Here is a 25683-nt window from a genome sequence, read left to right on the forward strand (position 1 = left end):
CTAGCGATACCAAATGGGCGACGAGTAGGCCCGCTCTTGAATCGCATCGGGATGACCGGTACTGCGAACTTGAAGCGCTCGAGCATCCAGATTTGAATGCCTGCGCGTGGGCACTTGGAGTACCCGAACGTAGTAAAAGCTGGTCTGGGATTCATCAAAATCAGGATCCTGCCATAAGGTATTTAGGTAGGGCGCACCGCCGGGCGTTTCACTCACAAGCGCATCGTATACCTGTTCATGGGTCTCACCCTGCGCATCGATCCAGCCCTTCACCACCTGTAAACGCTGTAGCCCTGCATCTTTTGGATCTTGACTTGCAAAGACCGCCAAGCGGAACTGGCTTCTACCGTCTCCGGCAATAGACGCACCCATAGGCACACCATCAATCGCCAATTTCGCCGTCGCACTGGCCTTCCTGACATCAAGCTCAGCATCCGCCCCCAAAGCATAAACTTGTAGGGCAATACGCGGTCCTGTCGAAGCGTAAACCTCTTTTCGTTTAAAGGCATCGATAATTGCCTCGCGGGTGTTCGACTCTGCCCAAACCGCCGCAAGACCCGCCGCTGACATTGACCATCCGTTAGGGCCCGCGTCGTCGCCCCACATGGCTTGTTTGCGTTCTGGCACAGAATCTAAGGCCATTTTGCCATGAAAATTATCCTCTTCAGCTGACGACAAACCGGTATGCGAGTCAGTCGATCCAATGAAACCGAGCCGGTAAGGATTCACACCCACCTGTGCCTCAATCGCCAATCCTCGCTTCAGAGCGCTGCGAAGATAATCTCCCTCGGTCGCTTTATATTCCACATCTCCAATCTTAGCCAAGTAATGCGGATATTCCTCGTAGTCTGCAAATGCATCATCGGGGCTCAGATCGGGATGGGTCTCTGAGTCACCCTTAATCTGAGTAATCTCGGCAATAGGTTCCCAACGGGCGCGCTTCTGGGCATATTCCGCATCAATCGGCGCACCTCTTAGGGATGTCGTATCAAACATCCAACCCTTGGAAAGGTTAGAGTTGTGCGGTATCGACACAAATCGAGCGCCGATCTCCCTTTCAGAAGCATCCAAAAACTGCCATAAATCCTCGGGAAAAGGCGAATCATTAAACGAAAACGGCGTAATTTTTGAGGCTTGTCCGGCATTGGCATCCGATACAACAACACGGTGAAGATTGGCGCCACCCGGCGTTCCCGTCCATTCCCAGCCGATGAGCGCAGTAAACTCGCCGGGTTTGTTGTAGCGGTCAGCGATCGCACTTATAGAATCCCACGCAGTGGTTCTAACCACCGGCATGTCGGGCATTAAACTTCCCGTACTGTAGCCCTTCCCCTCCATTATCTTGGCGGCATCGCGAGCATCAGAGTGTTCAGGTAGCAGTGCGCCAAAAAACTGCAAACTGGTGTCGTTCTCGACCGAACGTCTAAGTAACCACGCCGTGATCTCAGCACCAAGCCAGTCACTCCAACTTAAGTTTGCGTTGCTTCCACCGGATTCATACACGTGTTTAATCACACCCATAAACTCGGCGTGGTCACTAACGACTAAAAAATCGAGTGGCGTGTGTATTTGCACCCGGGCTCGATGGAAGGGATGTATCACTGGCTCGCCCATGGCGTATCGGTACGCGGTGCTTGGGTCCGCCGAGCGATTTCCATTAGTATAGGCATCGAACGAATAAGAGGTGTGAAGGTGGGTATCCCCCCACAGCAACTCCTTTGCCGATGCCGTATTTGCAACCAAGGCAAGCGCACTGGCTAGAGTTAATCGTCGCACCGCCCGAGAAATGCTCCCGTTATCAAAAATCATTACAGTACTCCGCATGCTCGAAAAGCGCGAAGCAGAAACGCGCGCGTATCTTTCGGGTCTATAACCGCATCAATCTCAAGATGTGTTGCGGCTTCTGTGGCTTTACCAATGTCATATAACTGCGCGACCAGAGCGTCAAAGCGAGCCTGGCGCTCAGCGGGGTCTTGTATAGCCTCGAGTTCCTTGCGATAGCCAAGTCGAACAGCGCCCTCTAGCCCCATCCCCCCAAACTCACCGGTTGGCCAAGCTGCCGCATAACTGGGCGCCGCAAAACTTCCGCCCGTCATGGCCATGGCGCCTAAACCGTACCCCTTACGCAAAAACAAAGCGACCAGAGGCTGATCGAAGGCCGCACCGGCCTCAAACATCGATGCCATTCGTGTTACTGCAGCTTGGGCCTCACTGTCGGGGCCCACCATAAAGCCAGGCGTGTCTGTCAACGACAACAGTGGCAGCTTGAAGCGTTGGCACAAACGATACCACCGAGCAGCTTTATCCGCCGCTTGGGCATCCACAGCGCCACCCAGTTGCTGGCAGTCATTTGCAATCAAACCAATGGGCACACCATCGATGCGAATAAAACCGGTGATCACGCTGCGCCCATAAACTCGTCCCACTTCAAAAAACGTATCTTTGTCACACAAACCCTTGATGACTTGCCGTACAGGATAAGCCCAGCGCCGATCTTCGGGTATTACATCTCGAAGCGTGTGGGCAGCCAGCTCGGGCTCAGACCCCGCAATAGCACCCTGAAAGTAGCTCAAAACCTGCTTAGCCGCAGCTGTAGCTTCCGCCTCATCGTCTACGAGAATATCCACCACCCCATTTTTAAACTGCTGTTCGGCCGGGCCAATTTGGGTGGGCTCGAACCGTCCTAAACCACCGCCCTCGATCATGGCCGGCCCAGCCATACCGATCCAAGACGCACGGGTAGCGATGCGAATATCGCCAGAGCCAAATAGGGCTGCATTGCCAGCGAAACAGTAGCCGTGATTGACCGTGATACGAGGCACACACTGCCCTAAGGCCGCCCAATCCCGAAAAGATGCGAGGTGCAAACCAGCAATCTGTGTTTTCACATCGTCGTCGCCAGGCCGTCCACCTCCGCCCTCAGTGTACATAACCACAGGCAGTTTAAGCTGCCTAGCCTGCGCAATCGCGCGATCTAACTTGTGGTGATGATAATAGCCTTGGGTACCGGCGAGCACGGTATAGTCGTTCACGATAACCACTGTCGATGCGCAATCAGGCCCTACCTGTCTGGCATTAATACTCGCCATACCAGTGATAATGCCATCCGCGGCCGTCGCAATACGTAAGTCATCGACTGAACGACGCGAGCGCTGGGCAGCAATCGCAAGTTGCCCCCACTCGATCCAGGAATCTGGATCAATTAAATCGTGAAGATTTTCGCGCGCTGTACGATACCCTCGAGAATGACGGCTCGCCACAGACTTGGATCGCCCCGCATCTAAGCTCGCATTCAATCGCGCCTGCAGAGCTGCAAGTTCTGGTCGGACTTCGGTCGATTTTTTACCGCTCATAAGACGCCTTAGTTCACTTGATTTCGACCGCGTGCTTGCACCGCGAGACGACGTTGTGCAACGAGTTCGCCCCGAACACTCTTATTGGCTCGCGTCATTAGGGCCTGCTCGATAGCAAGCCCCTCTTTGAGCCCAACAGCCAAGCCCTGATCAACCATCTGCTTGACCACACCCACGATTCGCCTGTCGGCTTCATGGATGTCTGAAGCAATTTTTTCGGCCTCCACAAGCAGTCGGTCAGCAGCAACGAGCCGCGACACCAAACCCCAATCGGACGCTTGCTGGGCACTGATGAAGTTACCCGTATAGTGAGCCTCTTTAGCTCGACTGGGGCCAATAATTCGCGCGAGCTTTTGGGAAAGGCCCCAACCCGGGGCGATACCGACGCGCGCGTGAGTATCCGCGAAGCGGGTGTTTTCACAACCCAAGAGGATATCCCCCATCAAGGCAAGTTCAAAACCACCGGTCGCGGCAATACCATTAACCGCCATAATGACGGGCTTAGAAAAGCGCTGAAATGCCTCGTGGATGTCGTTAGCCCCTGAAATATCCAAGGCCGCTATGCCTTCAGGCTGACTTAATAGCTTAAGATCTAATCCCGCACAGAAGCCTCGTCCGGCACCGGTGAGCACGATCGCTGAACAGGCAGCATCGTCCTCGAGCATGCGCAGTGCCGCACACAATTCCGTCATCATTTCGGCATTGAGCGCATTGAGGCTCTCGGGGCGATTCAGCGTCAAAACCGCGTACCCTTCTTTACGATCAATTAAGATCGTTGGCATTTAACGCCCCTTCCACACCGGCGCGCGACGCTCAAAGAAAGCCATAGCGCCCTCTCTCGCATCCTCGCTCGCCACACAAACCATTTGCAAGTCTGCTTCCACCGAGATCGCAGTACCGAAGTCGCATTCCATCGCAGCGTTCAAGGCCTCTTTGGTGCAAGACAACGATAAGGGCGACTTACCTGCCAGAGTTTTAGCCCAATCTAAGGCCGCGTCTTGGAGGGCATCATCGGCCACCACTTTATTCACCAGACCCAGCTCAAGCGCACGATCACCCGTGATTCGGGTGCCCTCAATCATCAGCTGATACGCCAACTTACGCCCTACAGCACGAGCCAGCAACCAGGTTGAACCACCATCGGGCACCAGCCCGATCGCGGTAAACGCTTGGTACAGAAACGCATTCTCACCCATTATGGACAAGTCACACGCCATAGCAAAAGCTGATCCAATGCCCGCCGCGGCGCCATTGACAGCGCTGATCCAAGGCTTAGATGCTTCGGTGATACCCAGCAGAGCGGGTTTGTATTCATGATTCAATTGGTCGTCAACGCGGGAGCCCGCAGGCACCTGTTCGCTTAAGTCCGCTCCCGCGCAGAAGGCGCGCCCGGCACCCGTGAGTATTACAACACGAATGCTGTCATCCTCGTTAACCTCGCGGATCGCCTTTAATAGGTCTGAACGCAAATCGGCATTAAATGCATTCAGCTGATCCGGTCGATTCATCGTAACTCGCGCGACATGGTCAAACCGCTCTACGGTAACTGCTGTGTATTCGGCCATAATAAATTCCCTTTTAGGCTACGCTGTTGTTATTTTGAAGCTGCTCGATTTCGTCGGCAGCAAAACCCATGGCCTGCAGCACCGAGACGGTGTCTTCACCGATGCCATGAGCGCCATGACGAATCTCTGACGGTGTGCGTGAAAAACGCGGCGCGGGAGACGGCTGCACCACCCCATCAACTTCTTGATACACATTCCGAGCGATGTTCGCTGGGTGAGATGGAGCTTCCTTGAAGCTAAGCACCGGTGCGAAGCATACATCCGTGCCCTCCATAATCGCGCACCACTCATCGCGCGTTTTTGCCTTAAAGACTTCGGTGAGCTTAGCTTTCAGCTCAGGCCACAACGCTTGGTTATTCTGATCCGCATACGTGGCCTTGTCCAATTGAGCCAACTCAATTAGCAGAGCATAAAACTGCGGCTCGATAGAGCCAATCGACACATAACCACCGCAGGCACACTCGTAGGTGTCGTAGAAATGCGCCGCACCATCGAGCATATTCGCCTCGCGTTGCCTCGCATCCCATGCTCCCACGGCTTCGAAGCCGTGCATCATCCACATCAACTGTGCCGCACCGTCGACCATTGCAACATCTAGCACTTGCCCCTTACCCGACTGTGAAGCTTCCAGCAAGGCGGCCAGCACACCATTAACCAAAAGCATACCGCCACCGCCCATATCGCCAATGAGATTCAAGGCGGGCACGGGACGCTCTCCACGTCTCCCAGTAGCAAACAGCGCTCCGGTCAGAGAGATGTAGTTAATGTCGTGCCCTGCAGCTTGTGCCATAGGACCCTCTTGCCCCCAGCCTGTCATGCGAGCAAAAATTAACTTAGGGTTCCGCGCCATGCAGACGTCGGGACCAATGCCTAATTTCTCGCAAACCCCCGGACGATAGGGATCGATCACCACATCTGCGTTTTCAACCAAACGCAAAAAGGTCTCGACCCCTTCTTGTGTTTTCAGGTTAACTACGATCGACTTTTTACCGCGTGCACTCACATCTTTCATGATGCGCGGATCCATGCCGCCTTTGCGGTCAATCCTAATCACTTCCGCACCCATATCGGCCAGAATCATTCCGCCCATCGGCGCAGGGCCAATGCCACCTAATTCTAAGACCGTAAACCCATTCAAAGGTCCCATAAGTTCTCCTTATCGAGCTTGCACTCGGATAGCACCATCGAGGCGAGTGCATTCTTGTAATCATTTTTTGCAGCAAATACTGATAAATAGGCAATGTCTTCTGCTTTACCCAAGCGCTGAGGATAACACACGCTCGTTTTTAAAGATTGATAAGCCTGTCCGGGAAGCGCTTCAAACAAGGAGGTATGAATTAAGCCTAACACCACGGTGCTACCCCAAATCCCGCACGCTGCCAAGTCACGAGCGGCAGGTAAGGTCATACCGACAACGCCACCATTGGTCGCGGTGCAAGCTCACAGGTCCCTACCGTTCCTCTCCTCAGCCCCAAAGCCCCTCCTGTGATGATGGCAGTCTTGCCGCATAACGCCATCGTGAACTCCAAGCTCTTTAGAAATTGCGCGTGTTGAAGGGCACGTAGTCATCCGACAGGCAGTCACGAGAGATGATAATCTTCATAACTTCCGAGGTGCCGGCGTAGATCGGCGAGATCCGAGCATCGGTAAACTGACGGCTGATAGGGTATTCGTCCATGTAGCCCGCACCACCGTGCATCTGCACACCCAAGTCAGCCGCCGACACCTGGAGTTCACTGGTCACCAATTTTGCTTTTGCAGCATCTACAGCACTCAATTGCCCCGCGTTAAACGCGGCAACGCACTGGTCAACATAGCTCTGTGCCAGGTCTAATTCTGTTCGCATTTCCGCCATTTTGAATTGGGTATTCTGATGAGCAGCAAGAGGCTTACCAAATACTTTACGCTGTCTCACATAATCGTAGGTCAGATCCCAAGACAATTGCGCCGCAGCCAAATAGCCCACCGCGCCAATCAAACGTTCTTCCGCCAGCCCTTCCATCAAATAGATAAACCCCCGACCCGCCTCGCCTAGTACGTTGGCCTTAGGTATCTTCACATCATTGAAAAATAACTCGGCGGTATCCTGGGCTTTCAAGCCCATCTTTTTCAGATTTCGTCCTCGCTCAAAACCCTCCATACCCCGCTCAACCATGAAAATGGTCATGTGGTGAGGATTATTCTCTGGATCAGTTTTGGCCGCGACGAATACTAAGTCAGCGTTTATCCCGTTCGAGATGTAGGTTTTGGAGCCATTCAAGACCCAGTGATCATCATGCTCTACCGCAGTCGTTCTCATGCCCGCCAAGTCGCTACCGGCATCGGGCTCAGTCATCGCGATCGCCATGATGCACTGCCCTAGAACCGCTTTGGGCAAGAATCGCTGACGCTGTTCTTCATTGCCAAATCGAGTCAAGTACGGGCCCACCAAGCGCGAATGCAAGGTGTTGTACCAATCGCCGCAACGTGCATAGGCGGTTTCTTCAATAATGACTTGCTCGAAGCGAAAATCATCGTCGCCCATTCCCCCATAAGCCTCGTCTGGCCAAACCATCAAAAAACCTTGTGCCCCCGCGGCCTCAAACGCTGAGCGATCGACTCGGCCCTGATCTCGCCACGATTCCATGTGGGGTACGATTTCTGCTGCCAAAAATTTTCGATAGGCATCACGAAACATCTGCTGCTCTTCGGTAAAAGCTCTGGGTAACATATTGGGTCCTCGAGGATTAGTTTCAGACAGCGACAATAAGAAACACAACAAAAGCCTGCAATGACAAAGAAATACAGGTAAATTGACATAAACTAACAAACTGCCTCAGAAAAAGTTCAAAGCATGCTCAGAAAGCTCTCTATATCGGTGGATTTTGTTCACGCAACGCTCGCTAACGCGGTCGCAGCCGGGCTTGACCCAAACCAGCTCCTGATCAAAAACCGGATATCCCCAAGACTGTTGCTAGAACCCGACGCACGTATCTCTATGGAGCGCTTTGCAGATTTACAAACCCACACGATGCGCGCTATGAACGACGAAAGTCTGGGATATCATGTAAGACCTCTACCCCTTGGTACTTGGGCGATGATGTGTCATGCCACGATCGGTGCGGGTACCCTACTTGAGGCGGTCGAGCGACTCTGCCAGTTTTATCAATTATTTGATTTTGACATCCAGTGCGACACGCGAAGTAGCGCCAAAGATACGGCGATTACGCTGCGACATTTATCGTCTTCCCCGAACAGAAACTTCTTGGATCATACGTTTTTGTTTAATTGTCATCGCTATCTCAGCTGGCTTGGGAACGCGTTTGTCCCGATTCACAAAGTCTGTTTGCTGGCCCCACAACGCTTCTCCCAGCAGGATTACCGCCGTATGTTTTTGGGCGCGACCGTAAGCTTCGCCGAATCATCCACCCTGGTGTTGAGCCGTAAGGCTTTACTGGCAAACATCGAACAGACACCACTATCTCTTCGGCATTACTCCAGACACCCTAATCTGATCATGCTTACGCAAAGCCACGCCGCGAGCGGCTGGGCGGGAAAAGTCTACGGTATTCTTCGACGCAGCATAGACCAACCGCCAGAGCTGGAAAAAGTCGCATTGGAGCTGGGCATTCACACCCAAACATTACGCCGAAGACTAGACTCCGAGGGCACCTCGTTTAGCGAAATCAAAGCCTTTATGCGGCGCGACTATGCGCTCCACTTATTGGGAAAACAGGGCTTATCGATCGAGGAAATCGCTTACCGCACCGGATTCTCGGAATCCAGTGCGTTTATACGAGCGTTCAAAACCTGGACTGGAGTCACCCCTTACACCTATCGTAAGGGGTTATAGTGCACAGCTACTGAGCGTCTGCTAAGGCCAAAGTTTCCTGCAGCGTGCGCTTCACGAACTTACCATTGGCGTTGCGCGGCAAGGGGTCGGACACAAACCAGACATGTCTGGGCACTTTAAAAGGTGCCAACTGAGACGCGACGTGGGCCTTTAGCTCATCGGCACCCACAGCGTGTCCGGGACGCACGTAAACCGCGGCACCCACCTCTTCACCTAGGCGCTCATCAGGAACCGCAAACACAGCGCACTCTGCAACCGCATCATGCGAGAACACAGCGTTCTCTACTTCGGCGCAGTACACGTTTTCGCCACCGCGAATCACCATGTCTTTGGCGCGATCCACCAAAAAAATGCAGCCATCCTCGTCGATGTACGCTACGTCGCCCGTGTGTAGCCAGCCATCGGTAATGGACTCGGCTGTGGCTTCGGGACGGTTCAGGTAGCCTTTGATGACGTTCGCACCGCGCACCCACAATTCACCGACTACGCCGGGGGCTGCGGTCTCGCCCGCCTCATTCACGCATTTTGCCTCTAGAGTCGGCACCGCTCTGCCGCAACTCGCGGGCTTAGCGACAAAGAATTCAGCACCCATGGAGGTAATGATGCCCGAAGTCTCGGTCATACCATAACCCGTATTGGGTTTCGCAGTGGCCATCTCTTTATCGATTTTGTGCACCAAATCAGGTTGCAAGGCGGCACCGCCGCCACCCATCGTGGTCAAGCTGCTTAAATCGTACTTATGAAAATCAGGATGCAAGATAATCTCACGTGACATCACGGGCACCGCACTGAGGGCGGTCACTTTTTCGGCCTCTATCAGACGCATCGCTTCGACCACATCCCACTTGTACATGTGTACGAGTGTACCTCCAGCGAGCGTTGCCAAGTACGCGACGCAATTATTGGCGGTCACATGAAACAACGGCGTGGCGACCAATGCGACGGGAGGCGGCGACGGCGTGCTGGGCGGTGCACCCGCGATGCGGCGTAAAGCCTCGCCCTGAACACCTGTCATGAATACCATATTCAACGCGTTCGCGATGCAGCTGCGGTGCGTTAATTGAGCACCTTTGGGGCGCCCCGTCGTACCAGAGGTGTAGAATATACAAGCGTCTTGATCACTATCGAGTGACGCCTCTGGCCAAATTGAATCCGCAGTTAATACCTCACTGTAAGAGTTGGCGCACCCGAGATCAGCATCGGCAACACGGACAGCCACCACCTGCAAATCGGGAAACTGGCTGCGAATGCGCTCGAAACGTTCCAAGCGCTCTTTATCCATAAATGCAAATACGGGTTTCGCATCGTTTAGCGCGTAGACCATCTCGTCGTCGACCCACCAGGCATTCATACCAACGACGCTCGCGCCCATGGACACTATCGCCCAGTAAATCAGCATGTATTCGGGATAATTACGCATTGCAATCGCAACGCGATCGCCCTGTTTGACTCCGTTTTGGTGAAGATACTGGGCTATCGAGCGTGTAATCTGGTGAGCCTGCGCATAGGTAATTCTCTCGTTCTCGTAGACCAAGTAATCACGCTCACCGTGCGCCTCGGTTGCCTGCCAAAACGCAGCCAAGTTGGGGGGTGCCGTTTTAAAGTCTCGCTGCAGCACACCGTGGATTTCACGGTTAACAATTTCAAAGGGGCTACCCTCGGCAACCATTTCTTCCCAGACAGTATTTAAGACATCAAACACGATTACCTCCTCTTTTTATTGTCAGCGAGCATACCTGCACCCTCCCGCCCCTGCAATGCCCCTGGGCCGAATTCGCACTTTACCAAGCACCACAAATCAATGCTAAACTCGGCCCTCGCATAACAATAGGAAACGGTATGAGCAACCACGATATCGATACAAAACGCTTGGGCGCGTATTTAAAAGATTACATTCCAGGGCTGGGCGACGAACTCCAAGCCGCAAAGTTTGCGGGAGGCCAGTCCAACCCAACTTTCAAGTTGACCAGTGGCGAGCAGCATTTTGTGTTGCGTCGCAAACCCAAAGGCGAGCTCTTAAAGTCGGCGCACGCGGTCGATCGCGAGTTCCGAGTGATCAGTGCCTTGGCTGATACTGACGTGCCGGTCCCACGCACGTATGTCTTGTGCGAAGACGACTCTATTATTGGCTCTATGTTCTATGTTATGGAATACAAAGAAGGGCGAATTCTGTGGGATCCCACTCTTCCCGAAATTAAAACACCCGAAGAACGAGCGGGTATTTACGACTCGATGAACGCCACTCTGGCGGCCTTACACAACGTCAACGTTGAGGCGGTAGGTTTAGGCGATTACGGACGCCCCGGAAATTACTTCGAGCGCCAGGTCATCCGTTGGACCAAGCAGTACCGAGCATCGGAAATCGATACGATCGCCGACATGGAAACCTTAATGAAGTATCTGGTCGACAACATGCCTGCCGACGATGGTTCAGTATCACTCGTTCATGGTGACTACCGCTTAGATAACATGATGTTTGCGCACGACAAGCCGCAGGTCATTGCTTTACTCGACTGGGAGCTATCCACCCTGGGCAACCCCATCGCAGACCTGGCAAACCAGTGCATGGCTTGGATGCTACCCTCAGAGGGCAGCATGCGCGGCTTGAGTGATGTTGACCGCGTTTCCTTGGGCATTCCAAGCAACGACGAGTACATTGCTAAGTACTGCGAACGCACGGGTAGAACAGAGATTCAACACTGGAATTTTTATTTGATCTTCTCTCTTTTTCGCCTCGCGGCCATTGTTCAAGGTATTCGAAAACGGGCTCAGATTGGCACGGCCTCAAGCGCCGAAGCCGACGCCAGAGGCGATTTGGTTTACCCACTGGCGGCCATGGGCGTGAGTTTAATTCCCTAACTTAAGCGGCTTTAATGACTCGAGGCGCGGGGCGACGCCGCGCCATTCTGGGCCTTTTCACGAGCACTTTGGGTTTGAGATCGCCTGACTCAAAGCGCTCCAGGATTTGCTCCATCACTCGAGATATCCGCGTGCAAGTGCGGATGGTTTCCACGTGGGGGAATGTGGCTTGCTCTCCGGCCTGCATCAACTCCAACAGTTCTTGCTCAGACATATGAGCCAACAGCTTAGCAGGGTTCCGCCACTGAAATTTTGGAACGATGTTAACGTCGCCGCTGTAATCTTGGTCGATCAGACTGTGGACACCATTAACCAACAAATTTAAACGCGGCCAGCGATCGCCCTCTTTCTGCACAATGCCGCGATAAAAATTTAAGACTTCACGCGACACTCCAACACCCAAATCGCCCAGCGCTTTTCGCAACCGTGAGCGATCCTCTGGCCCTCGCAGTTTTAGGAACGGCGTCACCAAGGGATTGATCATGCTCACAATAAAATGATTGGTGCTGTACAGACGCGACAGTCGCTTAGCGGGCAAATCGTCCGCTATGGAACCATCTACCCAGCGCCGCGACGGCAGGTAGGGTTGTGCCTCTCCGTGCACATTCTTAGCCATCAGCATTACAGGCGGAAAAACGCCCGGCACAGCGCAAGAAGCCTCAACCGCAGACCGGATAAACACATTGGGTGACGTAATGGCATTTAACAGCCGCGACCGCTGATGCGGCTCTGCTGGCGCTACCGTGATACTTATTTGCCGCCCGGTCAAATGGTAGGCTTCCTGAAACGTCATATCGGGAATCAGACGCGCAATAATGTCGCGGAGCTCACTAATATCGATGCTCGCACCACCGCCGAACAGACGAGCGAGCACACCGGCCTCTCTTTCCGCCTCATTTCGAATCAACGTTGGATCATAGAAGTGCTCTAAGGCCTTGTCGTCGTGTGTGCCCACAATACCCGCAACCAAAGACCCCGCACTTGACCCCGATATGACCCGTGGCAGCAAACCTTGATCTAGCAGTGTTTTCACAACCCCTATGTGGTAAAAACCTAGCACGCCGCCACCGCTGAGCATCAGAGCAGAGCGTCCATAGCAAATGTTGGCGCGGTAAAAGAAATCGAGCTTTTCTTCCACGCTGATCACCGAATCATCGAGTTCAGCAAGCGTGACAAGGGCGTCGCTGATTTCTTCTATGTACTGCTCGATAAGCGTTTTGGTGCCAAACTTAGAACGCTGATATAGGGTGTTGCGCCCCATCCCCCCCATATTGCCATGGATGCCTTCATTTAGAGTAAAAAGCAAACCGTGATAATCTTGCTTGACGCGTAAGGCGCGCAGTCGATCCAGTCGCAACCGAATTTGAGCGTAGTCGTACAAACTTGACTGATCGCGCTGACGCCACCGCAAAGCGCCAGATAGCTCATCGTGCTGTTGCGCCGCGCTCCTCCATTCGGGATAGCTCAGTGCGGTGGCAAGAGCCTCTTCTTGCGCCTTCAGCTCAGTTATTTTCGACATACTCTTCTCGCTCTATTTGGCTTTGGTATCGTCTGCTCTAGCCGCTGCCTTGTAGGCATCAACCAAATGACGTTTGTACAGTTTACCGTTATCCATACGTGGCAACTTCTCCGTAAAATCGATAGCCTTGGGCACTTTTATCGACGACAAACGTTCCTTCAGCCACTCTACCAGCTCGATGGCGACCTCGTCTGTAGCGTCGACCCAATTTTCGGGCTCAACGACTGCGTGCACCCGCTCCCCAAACTCTTCATCGGGCACACCAAAGACCGCCACATCTGCGACCAAGTCATGATTGATAAGGATATTCTCGATCTCTTGGGGATAAATATTTACGCCACCGCTGATAACGGTGAAGTGTTTACGATCGGTAAGATACAAATAGCCTTCCTCATCGACGTAACCCACGTCACCTGTGGTCGCCAACGCGTCGTTCAAATACGCCTCGGCTGTTTTTTCGGGTTCCTTGTAGTATTCAAAGCGCGCTCCCAACGTAGCTGCAGCCTCAAAATACACCGTACCAACCTCACCCACAGGTAATTCGTTGCCGTCGTCATCCAGAATGTGTAGCTTACCTGCGGTGACACGCCCCACCGAGCCTTTATGCTCGAGCCACTCAGGGGATGTAATCAACGTCGCCCCAATACTCTCACTCGCGGCGTAATACTCGTTAATGATGGGCCCCCACCAGTCGATCATTTGCTGCTTGATCTCAACCGGGCACGGCGCGGCGGCATGAATTGCAAAACGATGCGTCGACAGATCGTATTTGGCCCTAATCTCGGCGGGCAGTTTCAGCAAACGCACAAACATAATCGGCACCCATTGGCTGTGGGTCACCTCATAGCGTTCGATTGCAGAGAGCGCGTCCTCTGCGTCAAACTTCTCCATAACGACGACAGTGCCGCCCATATCTTGCGTCATCATACTGTAGTGCAAGGGCGCCGCGTGATACAAAGGCGCGGGGCTTAAATAGGTTGTTTCGTCGCTAAAACCGAAAAACACACCCAGAGAAGCCCCCAATGGGTGCGGTGAATCGTAGGCCGCATCAGGTGTTACCGGCAACACACCTTTTGGTTTACCCGTGGTACCCGATGAATACAGCATGGCCGTGCCTTTGCTTTGATCATCGATAGGTTCGCGGGGCATTTGATCCAACACCTCATCCCACGACTCGTAGCCTTTTGCTATCCCGCCGAACATGTAGCGGTGTTCGATACCACTGGCGACCTGCAACAAATCTGCCGCTTGGTCCCGCAAACGATGACTAATGACGAAGACTTTGGCTTCACAGTTTTCGAGTATATAGGCGATTTCTTCCGCCTTTAAATGCGTACTGATCGGCGTAAAAATCACTCCACTTCGATAAGCACCCCAGCAAATTTCTAGAAAATGCGCAGTGTTTTCCATCATCAACGCTATGTGATCGCCCGCGTGTACACCCAGAGTACGGAACAGTTGCGCCACTTGGTTTGAATGCTGATCGAATTCTTGATAGGTGGTGATTTCGCCACTGTTGGCCATGATGACGGCTGGCTTTAACGGTGTTTGTTCAGCGGTTACTGAGATATGCGGCATGATCTTATCCTTATCCAATGTCTTAGAGATCGAGAGCACAAGTGCTCAGGGTCACGAATTTTGGCGGCAAGTACTGTCTAAAACCTGGCGCTTCTGATAACGTTTTGCTTTCTTTACTCAGCCCTTAGCTTATGACACCGAGTGACTTACGACAACTGTGCCGAACAGGTAAATGGACAGGGCCCACTGCGGGTGCGTGCGATGGCTATGTGCAATGCAATATCGTAGCCTTGCCCGAAGCCTTTGCGGCTGACTTCGCAAGGTTCTGCGCTCTAAACCCCAAACCGTGCCCCATTATTGGGCAATCGAACCCAGGGGAGACAAATGTGCCTTTGCTTGGGGATTTCGATATTCGCACTGACTGCCCAAAATACCAACTTTTTGTCGATGGCAGTCCAACCGAAGAACTGCAGGACATTAACGACTATTGGCAGGATGATTGGGTTTTTTTTGGCTTGGGTTGCTCGTTCTCATTCGAGGACGCCCTACTCCAGGCGGGCATACCATTGCGCCATATTGAACAGGATCGGAATGTCGCAATGTACAATACCAACATTGCCTGTCAAAGTGCGGGGCCCTTTAGCGGTAATATGGTGGTGAGCATGCGGCCTCTGAGCGTGTCTCATACCATTCGCTCGATTCAAATATGCAGCCGTTTCCCCGCTGTGCACGGTGCGCCGATTCACTTTGGCAACCCCAAAGATATCGGTATTGATGACATCAACAAACCAGACTACGGTGACAACGTCGAGATTCTCGAGAGTGAGATCCCTGTTTTTTGGGCCTGCGGCGTCACACCGCAACAGGCCCTGCGCGCGGCGAAAATTCCATGTGCGATTACCCATGCACCCGGGCATATGTTAGTGACCGATTTACGCAATGCAGAGCTTGCGACCTTATGACACGACTTAGATTAAATTGCGACCTAGGCGAAGGCTATGGCGCTTGGCATCTCGGCGACGATGAACACATTATGCCATTGATAGACCAAGCAAATATTGCCTGTGGATTTCACGCTGGCGACCCGAGCACCATGCTCGCAAGCTTAAAGCTGGCTAAAAAAAACCAAGTGGAAATTGGGGCACACCCTTCCTACCCCGACCGCGTCGGATTTGGCAGGCGATCAATGCGAATCGCGCCTCAAGACCTGTACAATGATATGCTTTATCAGACGGCAGCGTTAGCCGGCATGGCCACAACGCTTGAAACACAGGTCACGTACATCAAACCCCACGGCGCGCTCTACCATGACATGCTCAGCCAGCCAGAGACCTTCAATGCCTTGCTGCAGGTCGCAAAAGACTGCGCACTCAAACTGATGGTGCCGGCCGGGGCAACCACAGACTCGATGCTCGAACAGGCCGCTCATGTGGGCGTGGATTTAATGCTTGAGGCGTTCGCGGATCGTCGTTACACCAGACACAAGACTCTGCTTGCGCGATCACAACCGGGCGCCGTATTAAGCCAGTCTGAAATGCTAAACCAAGCACGTCGCTTGATCACAGAGGGTCGAGTTATCAGCGATTGCGGCGCAGCGATAAACCTTCAGGCCGAAACCTTGTGCGTGCATGGCGACAGCCCTTCTGCCTTAGCGGCACTGACAGAACTTCGCGACTTGGTGGATACCTGTGTTAACTGAAGAGTCATTGAGATTAAGCAAGCGCGTTGAAGAACTGCTGGTAGCGCACAATCCCCGAGGTATGGCTCGCCTTCGTCCGCAACTAACGCCAGGCTACTGCGCTCGCGCAGCGCAGCAACTTTGGGAACATCGAAATCAAACAATTCTTATCGGCACAGGATTCCCTGTATCCAATACCTTTGAGACAGACGGGCCGGCTGGCGCGATGGCACTGTACGAAGCTCTGCAAAGCCTGGGCGCTGAAGTCTGGCTTGCAGGACCACCCGCATTAGCCGCTGTGCTTGCACCGACGCACCAAGTGTTAGCGCTGCACGCAGCACATGCCAGCGAGCAGCAGCGACACTGCGATGAAAGTTTGGGGAGGATCAAGCCCGACTTGATTCTCGCGATTGAGGTCCCTGGAGCCGCGGCAGACGGCAATTATTACAATATCCGAGGCATCGACATATCAGCGCAATGCGGTAATTTCGAAAGTTTTATGAAGACCCAAGGTTGCCCCACCATAGGCATTGGCGACGGTGGTAACGAGGCGGGCATGGGGAACATCGACGCTGTCGCCGCGGATCTACCGATACAGCAAGCGGTGGGTCGGTGTAACGAGCTGGTAATTGCCGACGTGAGTAACTGGGGGGCCTATGCCCTCGTCGGCTTCTTAGGTCACTGGTCGGACAAGCCGTTTTTACAGGATCTGCAGCAAAGACCTTTGTTAGAATGGCTGACCCAGCATGGTGCTGTCGATGGTGTTACCCACAAAACCACAGCGACCGAGGATGGACTGACATTGGGTAGCGGCAATCGTTTGATTGATGCGCTGATTAACATTTTTAGCACAGAGAAGGGCGCCTAATGACACAACCTGAACTCGCGTATCTTAACGGTCATTACCTACCAAAAAACGAAGCACAGATCTCGCCTATGGACCGAGGCTTCTTGTTTGGCGACGGTATCTACGAGGTCATTCCGTGTCACAATCGCAAACCGATTGCACTGCAGCGGCATATCGATCGTTTACAGCGCAACTTAAAAGCAATCGGTATAAAAGCAGGTCATGACGACAGCCACTGGGCCGGCATCATTCGCACGCTAGCACAGGGATCACCCACAGAGCATTGTGGCGTTTATTTGCACATTTCACGGGGCGCCGCGGCAAAGCGTCATCACACCTACAGTGACGATTTAAGCCCAACTCAGTTTGCCTACAGTTTCCAAATACCTGCACCGCCCTCCAGCACCAACAAGCCTAGTGTGGGCCTAAAGTTAAAATCCCAGGAGGATCTTCGCTGGCTGCATTGTGATGTAAAAGTCACCGCACTGCTGGGTAACGTTCTGCACTATCAACACGCCGTTGATGAAGGTTTTGACGAGGCCTTACTGTATCGGCCCTCCGGAAAAATCACAGAAGCCTCGGCCAGCAATGTGTTCTGCATTAAAAATGGCGTGATTTTTACCCCGGCTTTGGACAACACCTTATTGCCTGGTATTACTCGAGGCTTAGTCATTGATGTCCTTCGAGACCACAGCAAGATCACCGTGTTAGAGCAAGATCTCGGTCTGCAGGATTTTCTAGACGCGGACGAAGTGTGGCTGAGTTCTTCCACGAGAGAGCTGGCGCCGGTAACACAAATCGACGAGCGAGTCATTGGCAATGGAGAGATTGGCCCCATGTGGGCAAGTGTTATTGACCTGTTCCAACGGCATAAATACGAGTACGCATGACACGCCCAACCTTCGCTTATATCGATATTGAGGCGCTTCGCGCCAATGCGCTATGGCTAAAGCAGCACTGCCTCGGCAGCAAACTCATGTGTGTCGTCAAAGCCGACGCCTACGGGCATGACCTTAAACTTATCGCGCCCGCTCTGTCCGACATCGCCGATGGATTCGCGGTGGCTCACTGTACCGAAGGTCTTGAGCTGAGAGCCCTCAACCCAACCGCATCGATTTTAGTGCTTGAAGGCACGTTTGATGCCGCTGAGCTCGATGCGGCTTATCAACACGACTTGACGGTCGCGCTCACCAACACTTGGCAAGTTCGTGACTATCTGGCTCAACCGCTCGATCAACGCCCTACGGTCTGGATAAAAGCCGATACCGGTATGCACCGGCTAGGCCTATCAGAAACACAGCTAAACGAGCTGTGTCGCGATAACCGCTTACCTCAGGATACCGTCCTGTTTACGCACTTCTCGGACGCCGATACCGATGCTGAGAAGACCGCCTTGCAGCTCGCCAGACTGACTCGTTTGGGGGAACGCCACAAGCTCATGATGAGTGCGGCCAACTCACCGGCGTGCCTTATGCACCCAAATACGCATTTGGACTGGGTAAGACCCGGTTACTCACTCTACGGGGGAAGCCCGCTGGCGCATATCGAAGAGAACCTGCGGCCGGTCATGAGTGTTTACACTCGTATTCACAGTATCCGATCGCTGGCTGTGGGCGAATGCGTCGGCTACGGTAGCACCTGGTGCGCCGAGCGAGTGTCGAAAATTGCTACCTTGCCTATCGGTTACGCCGATGGCTACCCAAGATCCATAAAGAGTGGAACCAAGGTCTGGCTCCACAATCAATTTGCCCCAGTGGTCGGTCGAGTCTCAATGGATTTACTGACGATTGATGTGACCGACATACCTGTGGCAAAAGAGGGAGATTTGGTCGAAGTATGGGGCAACCACATGACGCTTCATGCTTTAGCCAACCACAATGAATTATCCGGCTACGAGATCATGGCGCGCATTCCGAAACGCTTACCACGAAGCGGCAACTGGTTGCTATAAGTTTACCCAGCTGCTGAGTGCCGGCAACAAAAAGCGCGTGCCATCTCCAGTCTCGAACACGGTGCTTTTTTCCCGGATTTCAATGATTTTGATGCCGCTAATTTGCTGCCCCTCGGACCACCATTCGCGGTTAATCATCACTTTGCTCACGCCTTGGGATTGGAAATCGTGCGCACTATACAATAAAGTCGGCACACTATTCCTAGCCTCGTCACTTAGAGACTCGAGCAAGGGTAAGGCGCTTGCGAGTGCCGCATCGCGCTGACTGCTCGCCAACAAGCTTTGTGCGCGAGCGAGCAGCTGATTCTGGTCTATCTCAGCGGGTTTCATGCCCGCTGGAGCTGGCACACTAAGCTCAGATTGCGATGGCAAAGGGGCTGAATCTGTGGCGATTTGAATCGAACTCGCTGGCATCTCAGACTCAACGGATTGTTGAGTAAAACTTGTTCGCTCTGCTCTGGCGCGATCGTACAAGGCCATAAGAGCCGCCGAAGGCTCACTCGACGTCTGCGTCTCGACTGGATCAGCGCTGCCAGAGGCCACTGGTTTTGCACTCGATACGGCACTATTGATCACAGGAGTCTGCGCGGGCTCAACAACCACTTCACTGTCAGGTGCAAAAGCTGTGCTTACAAACCAGACCGTCGCTGCACTTCCCAGTGCCGCTGCAAGCACAATACTCAATACCCACGATGATACCGAAATCGAGTGAGACGGCACTTGTGTGGTGACTATTTCACCATTAGCACGACGGTGCGCATCGCTTACAAGAGACATAGGCTACAAATCTCGCCAAGCGTCTAATACGCTAGCGGCAGTCGGTCTTTCATTCATCTGCGCAGCCAAAGCAACCAAGGTCTCACGACCTACCATACCATCCGTTGTCAAACCCTGCTCCGCCTGAAATTGAATTACCCGTTCATGCAGGGCTTGGGTAAATACCTCGTCCGCGAGCACCTGGTTAGTTCTGTCGTAGCGCCCAAAACGCTGAGCTATGTCTACTACGTCCAAACCGATTGAACCCAAACCGACTGCCGCGTCAAAACTCATCGGGGGTCGCCAAATATAAAAATAGTCGCCCGTCCACAGAGCTGCCAACTCGTCAAGTTCAGCCTGCACACCACCGTCATCCGAGACCAGCGTCACGCTCGACACTCGCCCATTATCGAGTCGCACAGTATCTACGAGCACAAAGTGTCGCTCGCGCAGAGGCGTCAGCAAATGCAGGATAACCGGTCGGTTTAAGCGGGCAATACTCTGCCAATCCCCTTGTGTGGCCTCGACACAACGCAACAGTGCATCGTTGGTACAAGCGCGTCCGTAGCCATCATAGGCACGCCAAAGCACTTGCTTCAATTGATTAAAAGCACGAATAGGCATCGGTTCAGGCTCGGATGCGCCGGCGTCGTTAAGAGGCTGGGTGAAAGCTTGCGGTGACTGGTTTGCGACACTGACGTCGCGCTGAACCAAATACCAAGTCAGCACCGCTGCGAAAACTATTACCCCCGCGCTCGCTAAGATCGCCCAGGGTCGTCTCGAAGACGCGACCGCATCGGTCCGCACCTGAACCTCCCCATCCGTTTGCCATAATTCTTGAGCCGCTAGGTGCGCCAGCTTTTTGTCTGCACTGCGCTTTTGTTTGGCGAACAAGGCGACCAATACGCGATCGCACAGTAAGTTGATCAGTCTGGGGACTCCGCCCGTACGCTCATGAATCGCGCGAATGCTGGCATCGCTAAAGGGGCTTACACCAGGCGCCATTCCCGCGACTGAGAGGCGGTGTTCGACATACTCGCGCGTCTCGTCTAGCGTCAAGGCGCCCAGTTTATAGCGGCCAGTGATCCTCTGATTCAGCTGCCTGAGCTCTGGTTTATTCAGCTTTGCCATCAGTTCAGGCTGACCGATCAGTACAATTTGTAACAACTTCTGAGTGTCTGTCTCTAGATTGGTCAACAGCCGAACCTGCTCCAACACATCCAACTCAAGGTGCTGTGCTTCGTCTACCATCAGAATACTGCGTCGGCCTTTTTCATGATTTTGCAGCAAGAATGCCCGCAGCTTGTCGGTTAACACCTTCAGACTTGCGTCTTGGTCCACGTCGATACCAAAGGCATCGCAGGCAGAGGCTAAAAACTCTTGCGACGATAAAGCAGGATTTTGAATCATCGCGATATCGGTCGTGTCTGGCAGCTGCGCCAAAAAATAACGGTTTAATGTGGTCTTACCGGTACCGACCTCACCTGTCAGAATGACGAAACCGCCCCCCGCGACACCGTACAACAGGTGTGCGAGAGCTTCCTTGTGACGTGAACTTAAATACAAGTAGCGCGGATTGACCGCAATCGAGAACGGCGCGTCAACCAAACCAAAATATTCAAGATACATACACTACCTCAATGCTAGATGCCGCCATTATGCCCCAGGCGCAGGGAGAGGAAAACAACCGGTCATCCAGCCGTAATCATACCCAAGCGCTCAAGGGCACTGTCACACCATAGCAGTATCGACTCGGCATCGCGAATACCAGCGTCCAGCACCAGTGCAACACCTTTCATGCGCGTGCTCAACTCCGAAAAATTCGCGTAGCTTTTTTCACGGATGCGATAGTACAAACTTAAGTTTCTCTGCACGTGCTCGCGACGCTCTCGCACCTCACCTATCAGAGCGGCTAGATTGTCCTCTGACAAGTTGTAGAGTTTGATAAACAACTCATCTTTCGCAAGCCTAGGCTTAGTGGTGTTATGCACCCATGCCTGCAAATGCTCAAGGCCTTCATCGGTAAGACGATAGACGGTTTTATCAGGGCGCTTTTGTTGCGATATTGCACGCGAGGTGAGGAAGTTTTTCTCGCTTAGCGTCTTCAACTCTCGATAAATTTGTTGATGCGAGGCCTGCCAAAAAAAGCCAAGACTGGTGTCAAACCGCTTGGCCAGCTCATAGCCAGTCAGCTCGTCATCTAAAACGGCGGTCATGATGGCGTGGGCAAGCGACATGTGACGATTAAAACTCCATTTATCGGTAGACTCATTATGCAATTTATTGCATAGTTGAGCAAATCTAAAACCACCTAGGAGACAGGCCATGAGTTTACCCGCAATTTTGAAGGACAAGGTGCGCATTCCAGCCATTGCTTCGCCACTGTTTATCATCTCTAACCCAGACCTCGTGATCGCACAATGCAAAGCGGGAATGATCGGTTCATTTCCGTCTTTAAACGCGCGTCCCCTTGAAGTGCTAGATCAGTGGTTGACTCGCATCACAACAGAGCTTGCAGAACACGATGCGGCAAACCCTGACGCTCCCGCGGCACCCTACGCAGTCAATTTAATTGTGCATGGGTCTAACGACCGATTACAGGAAGATTTAGCGCTGTGTGTAAAACACAAAGTGCCGGTCATTATTACCTCTTTGGGCGCCAAACCTGAAATCAACGAGGCCATTCATAGCTATGGCGGCGTTGTGCTGCATGACATCATCAACAATAAATTTGCCCGCAAGGCGATTGAGAAAGGTGCGGATGGCCTTATTGCCGTAGCCGCCGGCGCGGGTGGTCACGCGGGAACCTTGTCACCCTTTGCCTTGATCCAAGAAATACGCGAGTGGTTTGATGGGCCACTGTTACTATCAGGGTCAATCGCGACCGGAGACGCTGTGCTCGCAGCACAGGCCATGGGCGCAGATATGGGCTACATCGGGTCAGCTTTCATTGCGACCAAAGAAGCGAATGCCGACGAAGGTTACAAGCAGGCGATCGTTGATTACGCAGCAGATGACATCGTCTACAGCAATCTATTCACCGGTGTACACGGCAATTACCTTAAGCCCTCTGTACGCGCCGCAGGCTTGGATCCAGACAATTTGCCCGTGAGTGATCCGTCAGCGATGAACTTCGGCTCGGGCGGCAACACCGACGCTAAAGCCTGGAAAGACATCTGGGGCTGCGGCCAAGGCATTGGGGCGGTTAAGTCAGTAGAATCTGCTGGCGACCGCGTAGCACGCTTAATCAAAGAGTACCAAGCGGCGAAAGCCCGACTGGCTGCACTCTAAAGCGTATCAAGACCACAGGGGTGATATCGTCACCCCTTTTTTTATCTGGGCCAATAGCAGTTCCGCCGTCGCAATTGCGTCGACCATAGCGTTATGCCCCTGGTAGTCAGGCAGATTGTATCGCCGTCGACTCTGGGCCAGCGTCAAAGCCCCACTCTTGGGCACTTCAGTGTGACGCTCCGATAGGCGTTTCTCGTTTAACAAGGTATCCACATAACTCGGCCACCAAGGTGCACCAAACGCATGCTCAACGGCGCCATTTAAAAACGCCAAGTCCAAGCTCGCATTGTGAAACACAGGTAAGAAGCCGAGAGCATCCGTCAGCAATTCACGCAACACATCATCAATGTTGTGTCCCTTTTGAAGTTCACAATCACGAATCAAATGAATGGTGGCGCTCTGACCGACACTCACACCACTCTTCACTAAACGATGCTTAGCACTGCGCATTTCAATACGTTGATGAGATAACCGAACCCACCCGATACTAAGCAACTCATCTTTAGCGGCGTTGAGCCCTGTCATCTCGCAATCAACAACAATAAAGCCCCGATAGTCGCTGATCTGCGTGCCCTTCCCCAGCGCCCAAAAATCTTTTAAGCACTGTCCTGCGAGAGGCCGGGCTCGCCTTTGTCGCCACAGTGTGCGCCACCGGCTCAACATCAATCTAAACCCGAGCGGTAGCGCAGTTTGATAGCGCTCTGCGCCTCTTTAATAATGGTGAAGGCGTCACGTAGTTGTTCCTTCCCCATGGTGCCAAGCGCTCTAGGGTTGATATAGTTGCCAGGTGCCTCTCCTGCCGTAATCAACCGGCACTGCTCATCTATTCGAGCCTGCTGCAAAGTATGCAGTGCGTCGCTCAGGTTGCGTGCATTTTTAATTTGTAACACGCCGGCTTTAGCCAAGGTGGTAATACGCTCGTCGGTATTAACCTGAGTCAAGCCATTGGCCAGGGCATGCAAACGCGCAATATCTGTGATTGGTAGAATACCCCTCTTCTTAATATTGACCGATTCTTTGTGCTCACCGTCATGTTCAACGATAAAGCGTCGGAATACGCCCAAAGGTGGGGTCGCAGCAAGCGCGTTTGATGCCAGTGCAGCAATAAAAATCGTATTGTTTTTGGCCTCACGCAACATGGTTTGCTGCAATCTCTCTGCCAGACTTTGGTCACCATAAATCCCGCGGATATCAAAAAATATCGTCACCCGCATTACCGCATCATCAGTGGGAGTTCGGGTCCACTTAGCAACGGTCTCTTGCCACTGCTGCAAACTCAATCGCCACTCAGGGTTCTTCGCCATGATATTACCGGGACAGTGGCGATAGCCCACGCGCGCGAGTCCATCGCAGACATAATGGGCGACATCTCGATACCAATCTCGCTGCGATTCTGGGACGCTATCATCGATGACCATCCCATTGTCTTGATCGGCACCAAGCAACTGTTCACCCCGTCCCTGCGACCCAAAACCCAACCAGCAGTATGGACCAGGCGCGGGGCCATACAGCACCTCAGCTAACTGCAACAATCGAATAACCACGGCATCACTGATTGCTGTGAGTAAGCGGCTCACATGTTGGGACTTTAGTCCAGATGACGACCAAGCAACCATGAGCGATGGCAATTGGGCCACCATTGTCGCAATCGCCTCAACGGAGTCCTGGCGCCCAATGTGTGTGACTAAGTAGACTGGATCATCTTGTTTGGCGAGCATCAGATCAGAGGTCGTGACAATACCCACCAAACAATCCTCATTGACCACGGGAATGTGGTGCACCCCGAGCTGCGTCATAGCAAGTGTGGCGTCAAAGATGGTGGCCTGCGCATTTAAAGTCTTTGGATCCGTGGTCATGATGGCGCTAATAGGTTCCAGCACATCAAGCCCTTTGGCCACGCAACGGACCCGGAGATCACGATCAGTCACGATTCCGCATAAGGTCTCGCCCTCGGTAATAAATGCCGAACTGACTCTCCGCTCGGACATCAACTGCGCGACGTGCTGTATTGGTGTGGCGGCCGCGACCGTCAGCAGAGATCTCGCCATAATGCCAGCGATTGGCGCATTCATCCTGTGTGGAACGGGCTCATAGCGCGCTGCTCGTCGCAACCGCCGACTGCGCTGGGCCGAAAAATAGCGATCAAGATGCCGGTGTTCCTTTCGCAGCGCCTGATAGGCGCTGGCAGGCAAGATATAAACAAGAGCATCCTCGATAGCTTTGGCGCTTACCTGAAGGCCTGTTGCGTTAAGCCCCTGAAGACTGAAACTTTCCCCCTCGCCCAAGCGATCCATCAAGGAGCCATCTTGATAGAATAAATCGACAGCGCCCGAGCGCAGAACCCTTAACCCAACTTCCTCGTCGTCGTCAAAAAGCTCGCCCTGTGGGTGGTAACAAATTTGGATTTGGGCCGCGATCGCAGCCAGTCGCTCTGATGCTAACGAATCAAACGGGAGCGTGCCACCCAAGAACTCAAGAACCGGATTTAATTCGGCGGACTCATCTGCCATAGCA

The 25683-nt window shown here is 53.1% G+C and carries 23 protein-coding genes; 8 read left to right on the forward strand and 15 right to left on the reverse strand.

From position 1 onward, the window contains the following. From ACTF5Z_RS00395 to ACTF5Z_RS00425, 7 genes are all read right to left on the reverse strand, one after another. Positions 1 to 1809: a DUF3604 domain-containing protein gene (locus tag ACTF5Z_RS00395; RefSeq protein ID WP_438984053.1), complete on the reverse strand. Its 1809-nt coding sequence runs from the start codon at positions 1807 to 1809 to the stop codon at positions 1 to 3. Further along, positions 1809 to 3353 (reverse strand): acyl-CoA carboxylase subunit beta, encoded by a 1545-nt coding sequence (locus ACTF5Z_RS00400; RefSeq protein ID WP_438984054.1) that lies wholly within the window; start codon positions 3351 to 3353, stop codon positions 1809 to 1811. Before ACTF5Z_RS00400 ends, ACTF5Z_RS00395 begins: the two co-directional genes overlap by 1 nt. Before the next feature lie 8 nt (positions 3354 to 3361). After that, positions 3362 to 4135, reverse strand: coding sequence for an enoyl-CoA hydratase (locus ACTF5Z_RS00405; RefSeq protein WP_438984055.1), 774 nt, complete (start codon positions 4133 to 4135; stop codon positions 3362 to 3364). Continuing rightward, positions 4136 to 4918 (reverse strand): enoyl-CoA hydratase/isomerase family protein, encoded by a 783-nt coding sequence (locus tag ACTF5Z_RS00410; protein ID WP_438984056.1) that lies wholly within the window; start codon positions 4916 to 4918, stop codon positions 4136 to 4138. Positions 4919 to 4931: 13 nt separating this feature from the next. Further along, positions 4932 to 6065 (reverse strand): CaiB/BaiF CoA transferase family protein, encoded by a 1134-nt coding sequence (locus tag ACTF5Z_RS00415; RefSeq protein WP_438984057.1) that lies wholly within the window; start codon positions 6063 to 6065, stop codon positions 4932 to 4934. After that, positions 6053 to 6325 carry a hypothetical protein gene (locus ACTF5Z_RS00420; RefSeq protein WP_438984058.1) on the reverse strand — a complete coding sequence of 91 codons (273 nt, stop codon included), beginning with the start codon at positions 6323 to 6325 and terminating at the stop codon, positions 6053 to 6055. Before ACTF5Z_RS00420 ends, ACTF5Z_RS00415 begins: the two co-directional genes overlap by 13 nt. 127 nt (positions 6326 to 6452) lie before the next feature. Beyond that, positions 6453 to 7628: an acyl-CoA dehydrogenase family protein gene (locus ACTF5Z_RS00425; protein ID WP_438984059.1), complete on the reverse strand. Its 1176-nt coding sequence runs from the start codon at positions 7626 to 7628 to the stop codon at positions 6453 to 6455. A 123-nt stretch (positions 7629 to 7751) separates the two neighbouring features. Between ACTF5Z_RS00425 and ACTF5Z_RS00430 the strand changes: the two genes are divergently transcribed. Then, positions 7752 to 8750 carry an AraC family transcriptional regulator ligand-binding domain-containing protein gene (locus ACTF5Z_RS00430; RefSeq protein ID WP_438984060.1) on the forward strand — a complete coding sequence of 333 codons (999 nt, stop codon included), beginning with the start codon at positions 7752 to 7754 and terminating at the stop codon, positions 8748 to 8750. 7 nt (positions 8751 to 8757) lie between these two features. Here ACTF5Z_RS00430 and ACTF5Z_RS00435 read toward each other — a convergent pair whose 3' ends face one another. Beyond that, complete coding sequence (locus ACTF5Z_RS00435; RefSeq protein ID WP_438984061.1) at positions 8758 to 10452, reverse strand: class I adenylate-forming enzyme family protein; 1695 nt, start codon at positions 10450 to 10452, stop codon at positions 8758 to 8760. A gap of 137 nt (positions 10453 to 10589) precedes the next feature. On the opposite strand from ACTF5Z_RS00435, the gene ACTF5Z_RS00440 reads away from it, so the two are divergent. Beyond that, a complete protein-coding gene (locus ACTF5Z_RS00440; RefSeq protein WP_438984062.1) occupies positions 10590 to 11609 on the forward strand; it encodes a phosphotransferase family protein in 1020 nt (339 codons plus the stop codon). A gap of 1 nt (position 11610) precedes the next feature. Here the strand turns inward: ACTF5Z_RS00440 and ACTF5Z_RS00445 are convergent, their stop codons facing one another. Together ACTF5Z_RS00445 and ACTF5Z_RS00450 are read right to left on the reverse strand one after the other, a co-directional pair. Beyond that, entirely contained in the window at positions 11611 to 13128 is a 1518-nt protein-coding gene (locus tag ACTF5Z_RS00445; protein ID WP_438984063.1) for a DUF3336 domain-containing protein, read from the reverse strand. Between the two features lie 12 nt (positions 13129 to 13140). Beyond that, complete coding sequence (locus tag ACTF5Z_RS00450) at positions 13141 to 14706, reverse strand: acyl-CoA synthetase (protein ID WP_438984064.1); 1566 nt, start codon at positions 14704 to 14706, stop codon at positions 13141 to 13143. 131 nt (positions 14707 to 14837) lie between these two features. On the opposite strand from ACTF5Z_RS00450, the gene ACTF5Z_RS00455 reads away from it, so the two are divergent. Genes ACTF5Z_RS00455 through alr form a run of 5 tightly spaced genes read left to right on the forward strand, consistent with a single transcriptional unit; the run spans position 14838 to position 19122 of the window. Continuing rightward, entirely contained in the window at positions 14838 to 15608 is a 771-nt protein-coding gene (locus tag ACTF5Z_RS00455) for a putative hydro-lyase (RefSeq protein ID WP_438984065.1), read from the forward strand. After that, complete coding sequence (locus ACTF5Z_RS00460; RefSeq protein ID WP_423849331.1) at positions 15605 to 16345, forward strand: 5-oxoprolinase subunit PxpA; 741 nt, start codon at positions 15605 to 15607, stop codon at positions 16343 to 16345. Before ACTF5Z_RS00455 ends, ACTF5Z_RS00460 begins: the two co-directional genes overlap by 4 nt. After that, complete coding sequence (locus ACTF5Z_RS00465; protein WP_438984066.1) at positions 16335 to 17192, forward strand: glutamate cyclase domain-containing protein; 858 nt, start codon at positions 16335 to 16337, stop codon at positions 17190 to 17192. The genes ACTF5Z_RS00460 and ACTF5Z_RS00465 overlap by 11 nt, the downstream gene beginning before the upstream one ends. Beyond that, on the forward strand, positions 17192 to 18061 hold the full coding sequence (locus ACTF5Z_RS00470; RefSeq protein ID WP_438984067.1) for an aminotransferase class IV: 870 nt from the start codon (positions 17192 to 17194) through the stop codon (positions 18059 to 18061). Before ACTF5Z_RS00465 ends, ACTF5Z_RS00470 begins: the two co-directional genes overlap by 1 nt. Beyond that, the gene (gene alr / locus ACTF5Z_RS00475; RefSeq protein ID WP_438984068.1) at positions 18058 to 19122 is read left to right on the forward strand and encodes an alanine racemase; all 1065 of its coding nucleotides are present in this window, start codon (positions 18058 to 18060) and stop codon (positions 19120 to 19122) included. The genes ACTF5Z_RS00470 and alr overlap by 4 nt, the downstream gene beginning before the upstream one ends. On the opposite strand, the gene ACTF5Z_RS00480 is transcribed toward alr, so the two are convergent. The 3 genes from ACTF5Z_RS00480 to ACTF5Z_RS00490 all read right to left on the reverse strand — a co-directional run bounded on the left by ACTF5Z_RS00480 (position 19117) and on the right by ACTF5Z_RS00490 (position 22115). Further along, positions 19117 to 19899 (reverse strand): general secretion pathway protein GspB, encoded by a 783-nt coding sequence (locus ACTF5Z_RS00480; RefSeq protein WP_438984069.1) that lies wholly within the window; start codon positions 19897 to 19899, stop codon positions 19117 to 19119. The two genes, alr and ACTF5Z_RS00480, sit on opposite strands and share 6 nt — an antisense overlap. Before the next feature lie 3 nt (positions 19900 to 19902). Next, complete coding sequence (locus tag ACTF5Z_RS00485; protein ID WP_438984070.1) at positions 19903 to 21507, reverse strand: ExeA family protein; 1605 nt, start codon at positions 21505 to 21507, stop codon at positions 19903 to 19905. A gap of 62 nt (positions 21508 to 21569) precedes the next feature. Then, on the reverse strand, positions 21570 to 22115 hold the full coding sequence (locus tag ACTF5Z_RS00490) for a PadR family transcriptional regulator (protein ID WP_438984071.1): 546 nt from the start codon (positions 22113 to 22115) through the stop codon (positions 21570 to 21572). Positions 22116 to 22203: 88 nt separating this feature from the next. On the opposite strand from ACTF5Z_RS00490, the gene ACTF5Z_RS00495 reads away from it, so the two are divergent. Continuing rightward, positions 22204 to 23169, forward strand: coding sequence for an NAD(P)H-dependent flavin oxidoreductase (locus tag ACTF5Z_RS00495; protein WP_423849324.1), 966 nt, complete (start codon positions 22204 to 22206; stop codon positions 23167 to 23169). 6 nt (positions 23170 to 23175) lie between these two features. Here the strand turns inward: ACTF5Z_RS00495 and ACTF5Z_RS00500 are convergent, their stop codons facing one another. Next, positions 23176 to 23832 (reverse strand): 3'-5' exonuclease, encoded by a 657-nt coding sequence (locus ACTF5Z_RS00500; protein ID WP_438984072.1) that lies wholly within the window; start codon positions 23830 to 23832, stop codon positions 23176 to 23178. After that, on the reverse strand, positions 23832 to 25679 hold the full coding sequence (locus tag ACTF5Z_RS00505) for a DUF294 nucleotidyltransferase-like domain-containing protein (RefSeq protein WP_438984073.1): 1848 nt from the start codon (positions 25677 to 25679) through the stop codon (positions 23832 to 23834). Before ACTF5Z_RS00505 ends, ACTF5Z_RS00500 begins: the two co-directional genes overlap by 1 nt. Positions 25680 to 25683 lie beyond the last annotated feature (4 nt).

It is taken from the genome of Aequoribacter sp. (assembly GCF_965659035.1).
Taxonomy (GTDB): Bacteria; Pseudomonadota; Gammaproteobacteria; order Pseudomonadales; family Halieaceae; genus Aequoribacter.

Excerpts from the sequence above, each read along its gene's own strand:
- ACTF5Z_RS00480 (WP_438984069.1), bottom strand. The coding sequence starts at position 19,899 with ATGTCTCTTGTAAGCGATGCGCACCGTCGTGCTAATGGTGAAATAGTC.
- ACTF5Z_RS00400 (WP_438984054.1), bottom strand. The coding sequence starts at position 3,353 with ATGAGCGGTAAAAAATCGACCGAAGTCCGACCAGAACTTGCAGCTCTG.
- ACTF5Z_RS00455 (WP_438984065.1), top strand. The coding sequence starts at position 14,838 with ATGACACCGAGTGACTTACGACAACTGTGCCGAACAGGTAAATGGACA.
- ACTF5Z_RS00425 (WP_438984059.1), bottom strand. The coding sequence starts at position 7,628 with ATGTTACCCAGAGCTTTTACCGAAGAGCAGCAGATGTTTCGTGATGCC.
- ACTF5Z_RS00470 (WP_438984067.1), top strand. The coding sequence starts at position 17,192 with ATGACACAACCTGAACTCGCGTATCTTAACGGTCATTACCTACCAAAA.
- ACTF5Z_RS00495 (WP_423849324.1), top strand. The coding sequence starts at position 22,204 with ATGAGTTTACCCGCAATTTTGAAGGACAAGGTGCGCATTCCAGCCATT.
- ACTF5Z_RS00500 (WP_438984072.1), bottom strand. The coding sequence starts at position 23,832 with ATGTTGAGCCGGTGGCGCACACTGTGGCGACAAAGGCGAGCCCGGCCT.
- ACTF5Z_RS00415 (WP_438984057.1), bottom strand. The coding sequence starts at position 6,065 with ATGGGACCTTTGAATGGGTTTACGGTCTTAGAATTAGGTGGCATTGGC.
- ACTF5Z_RS00405 (WP_438984055.1), bottom strand. The coding sequence starts at position 4,135 with ATGCCAACGATCTTAATTGATCGTAAAGAAGGGTACGCGGTTTTGACG.
- alr (WP_438984068.1), top strand. The coding sequence starts at position 18,058 with ATGACACGCCCAACCTTCGCTTATATCGATATTGAGGCGCTTCGCGCC.
- ACTF5Z_RS00440 (WP_438984062.1), top strand. The coding sequence starts at position 10,590 with ATGAGCAACCACGATATCGATACAAAACGCTTGGGCGCGTATTTAAAA.
- ACTF5Z_RS00395 (WP_438984053.1), bottom strand. The coding sequence starts at position 1,809 with ATGATTTTTGATAACGGGAGCATTTCTCGGGCGGTGCGACGATTAACT.
- ACTF5Z_RS00460 (WP_423849331.1), top strand. The coding sequence starts at position 15,605 with ATGACACGACTTAGATTAAATTGCGACCTAGGCGAAGGCTATGGCGCT.
- ACTF5Z_RS00430 (WP_438984060.1), top strand. The coding sequence starts at position 7,752 with ATGCTCAGAAAGCTCTCTATATCGGTGGATTTTGTTCACGCAACGCTC.
- ACTF5Z_RS00490 (WP_438984071.1), bottom strand. The coding sequence starts at position 22,115 with ATGTCGCTTGCCCACGCCATCATGACCGCCGTTTTAGATGACGAGCTG.
- ACTF5Z_RS00450 (WP_438984064.1), bottom strand. The coding sequence starts at position 14,706 with ATGCCGCATATCTCAGTAACCGCTGAACAAACACCGTTAAAGCCAGCC.
- ACTF5Z_RS00445 (WP_438984063.1), bottom strand. The coding sequence starts at position 13,128 with ATGTCGAAAATAACTGAGCTGAAGGCGCAAGAAGAGGCTCTTGCCACC.
- ACTF5Z_RS00505 (WP_438984073.1), bottom strand. The coding sequence starts at position 25,679 with ATGGCAGATGAGTCCGCCGAATTAAATCCGGTTCTTGAGTTCTTGGGT.
- ACTF5Z_RS00410 (WP_438984056.1), bottom strand. The coding sequence starts at position 4,918 with ATGGCCGAATACACAGCAGTTACCGTAGAGCGGTTTGACCATGTCGCG.
- ACTF5Z_RS00420 (WP_438984058.1), bottom strand. The coding sequence starts at position 6,325 with ATGACCTTACCTGCCGCTCGTGACTTGGCAGCGTGCGGGATTTGGGGT.
- ACTF5Z_RS00485 (WP_438984070.1), bottom strand. The coding sequence starts at position 21,507 with ATGTATCTTGAATATTTTGGTTTGGTTGACGCGCCGTTCTCGATTGCG.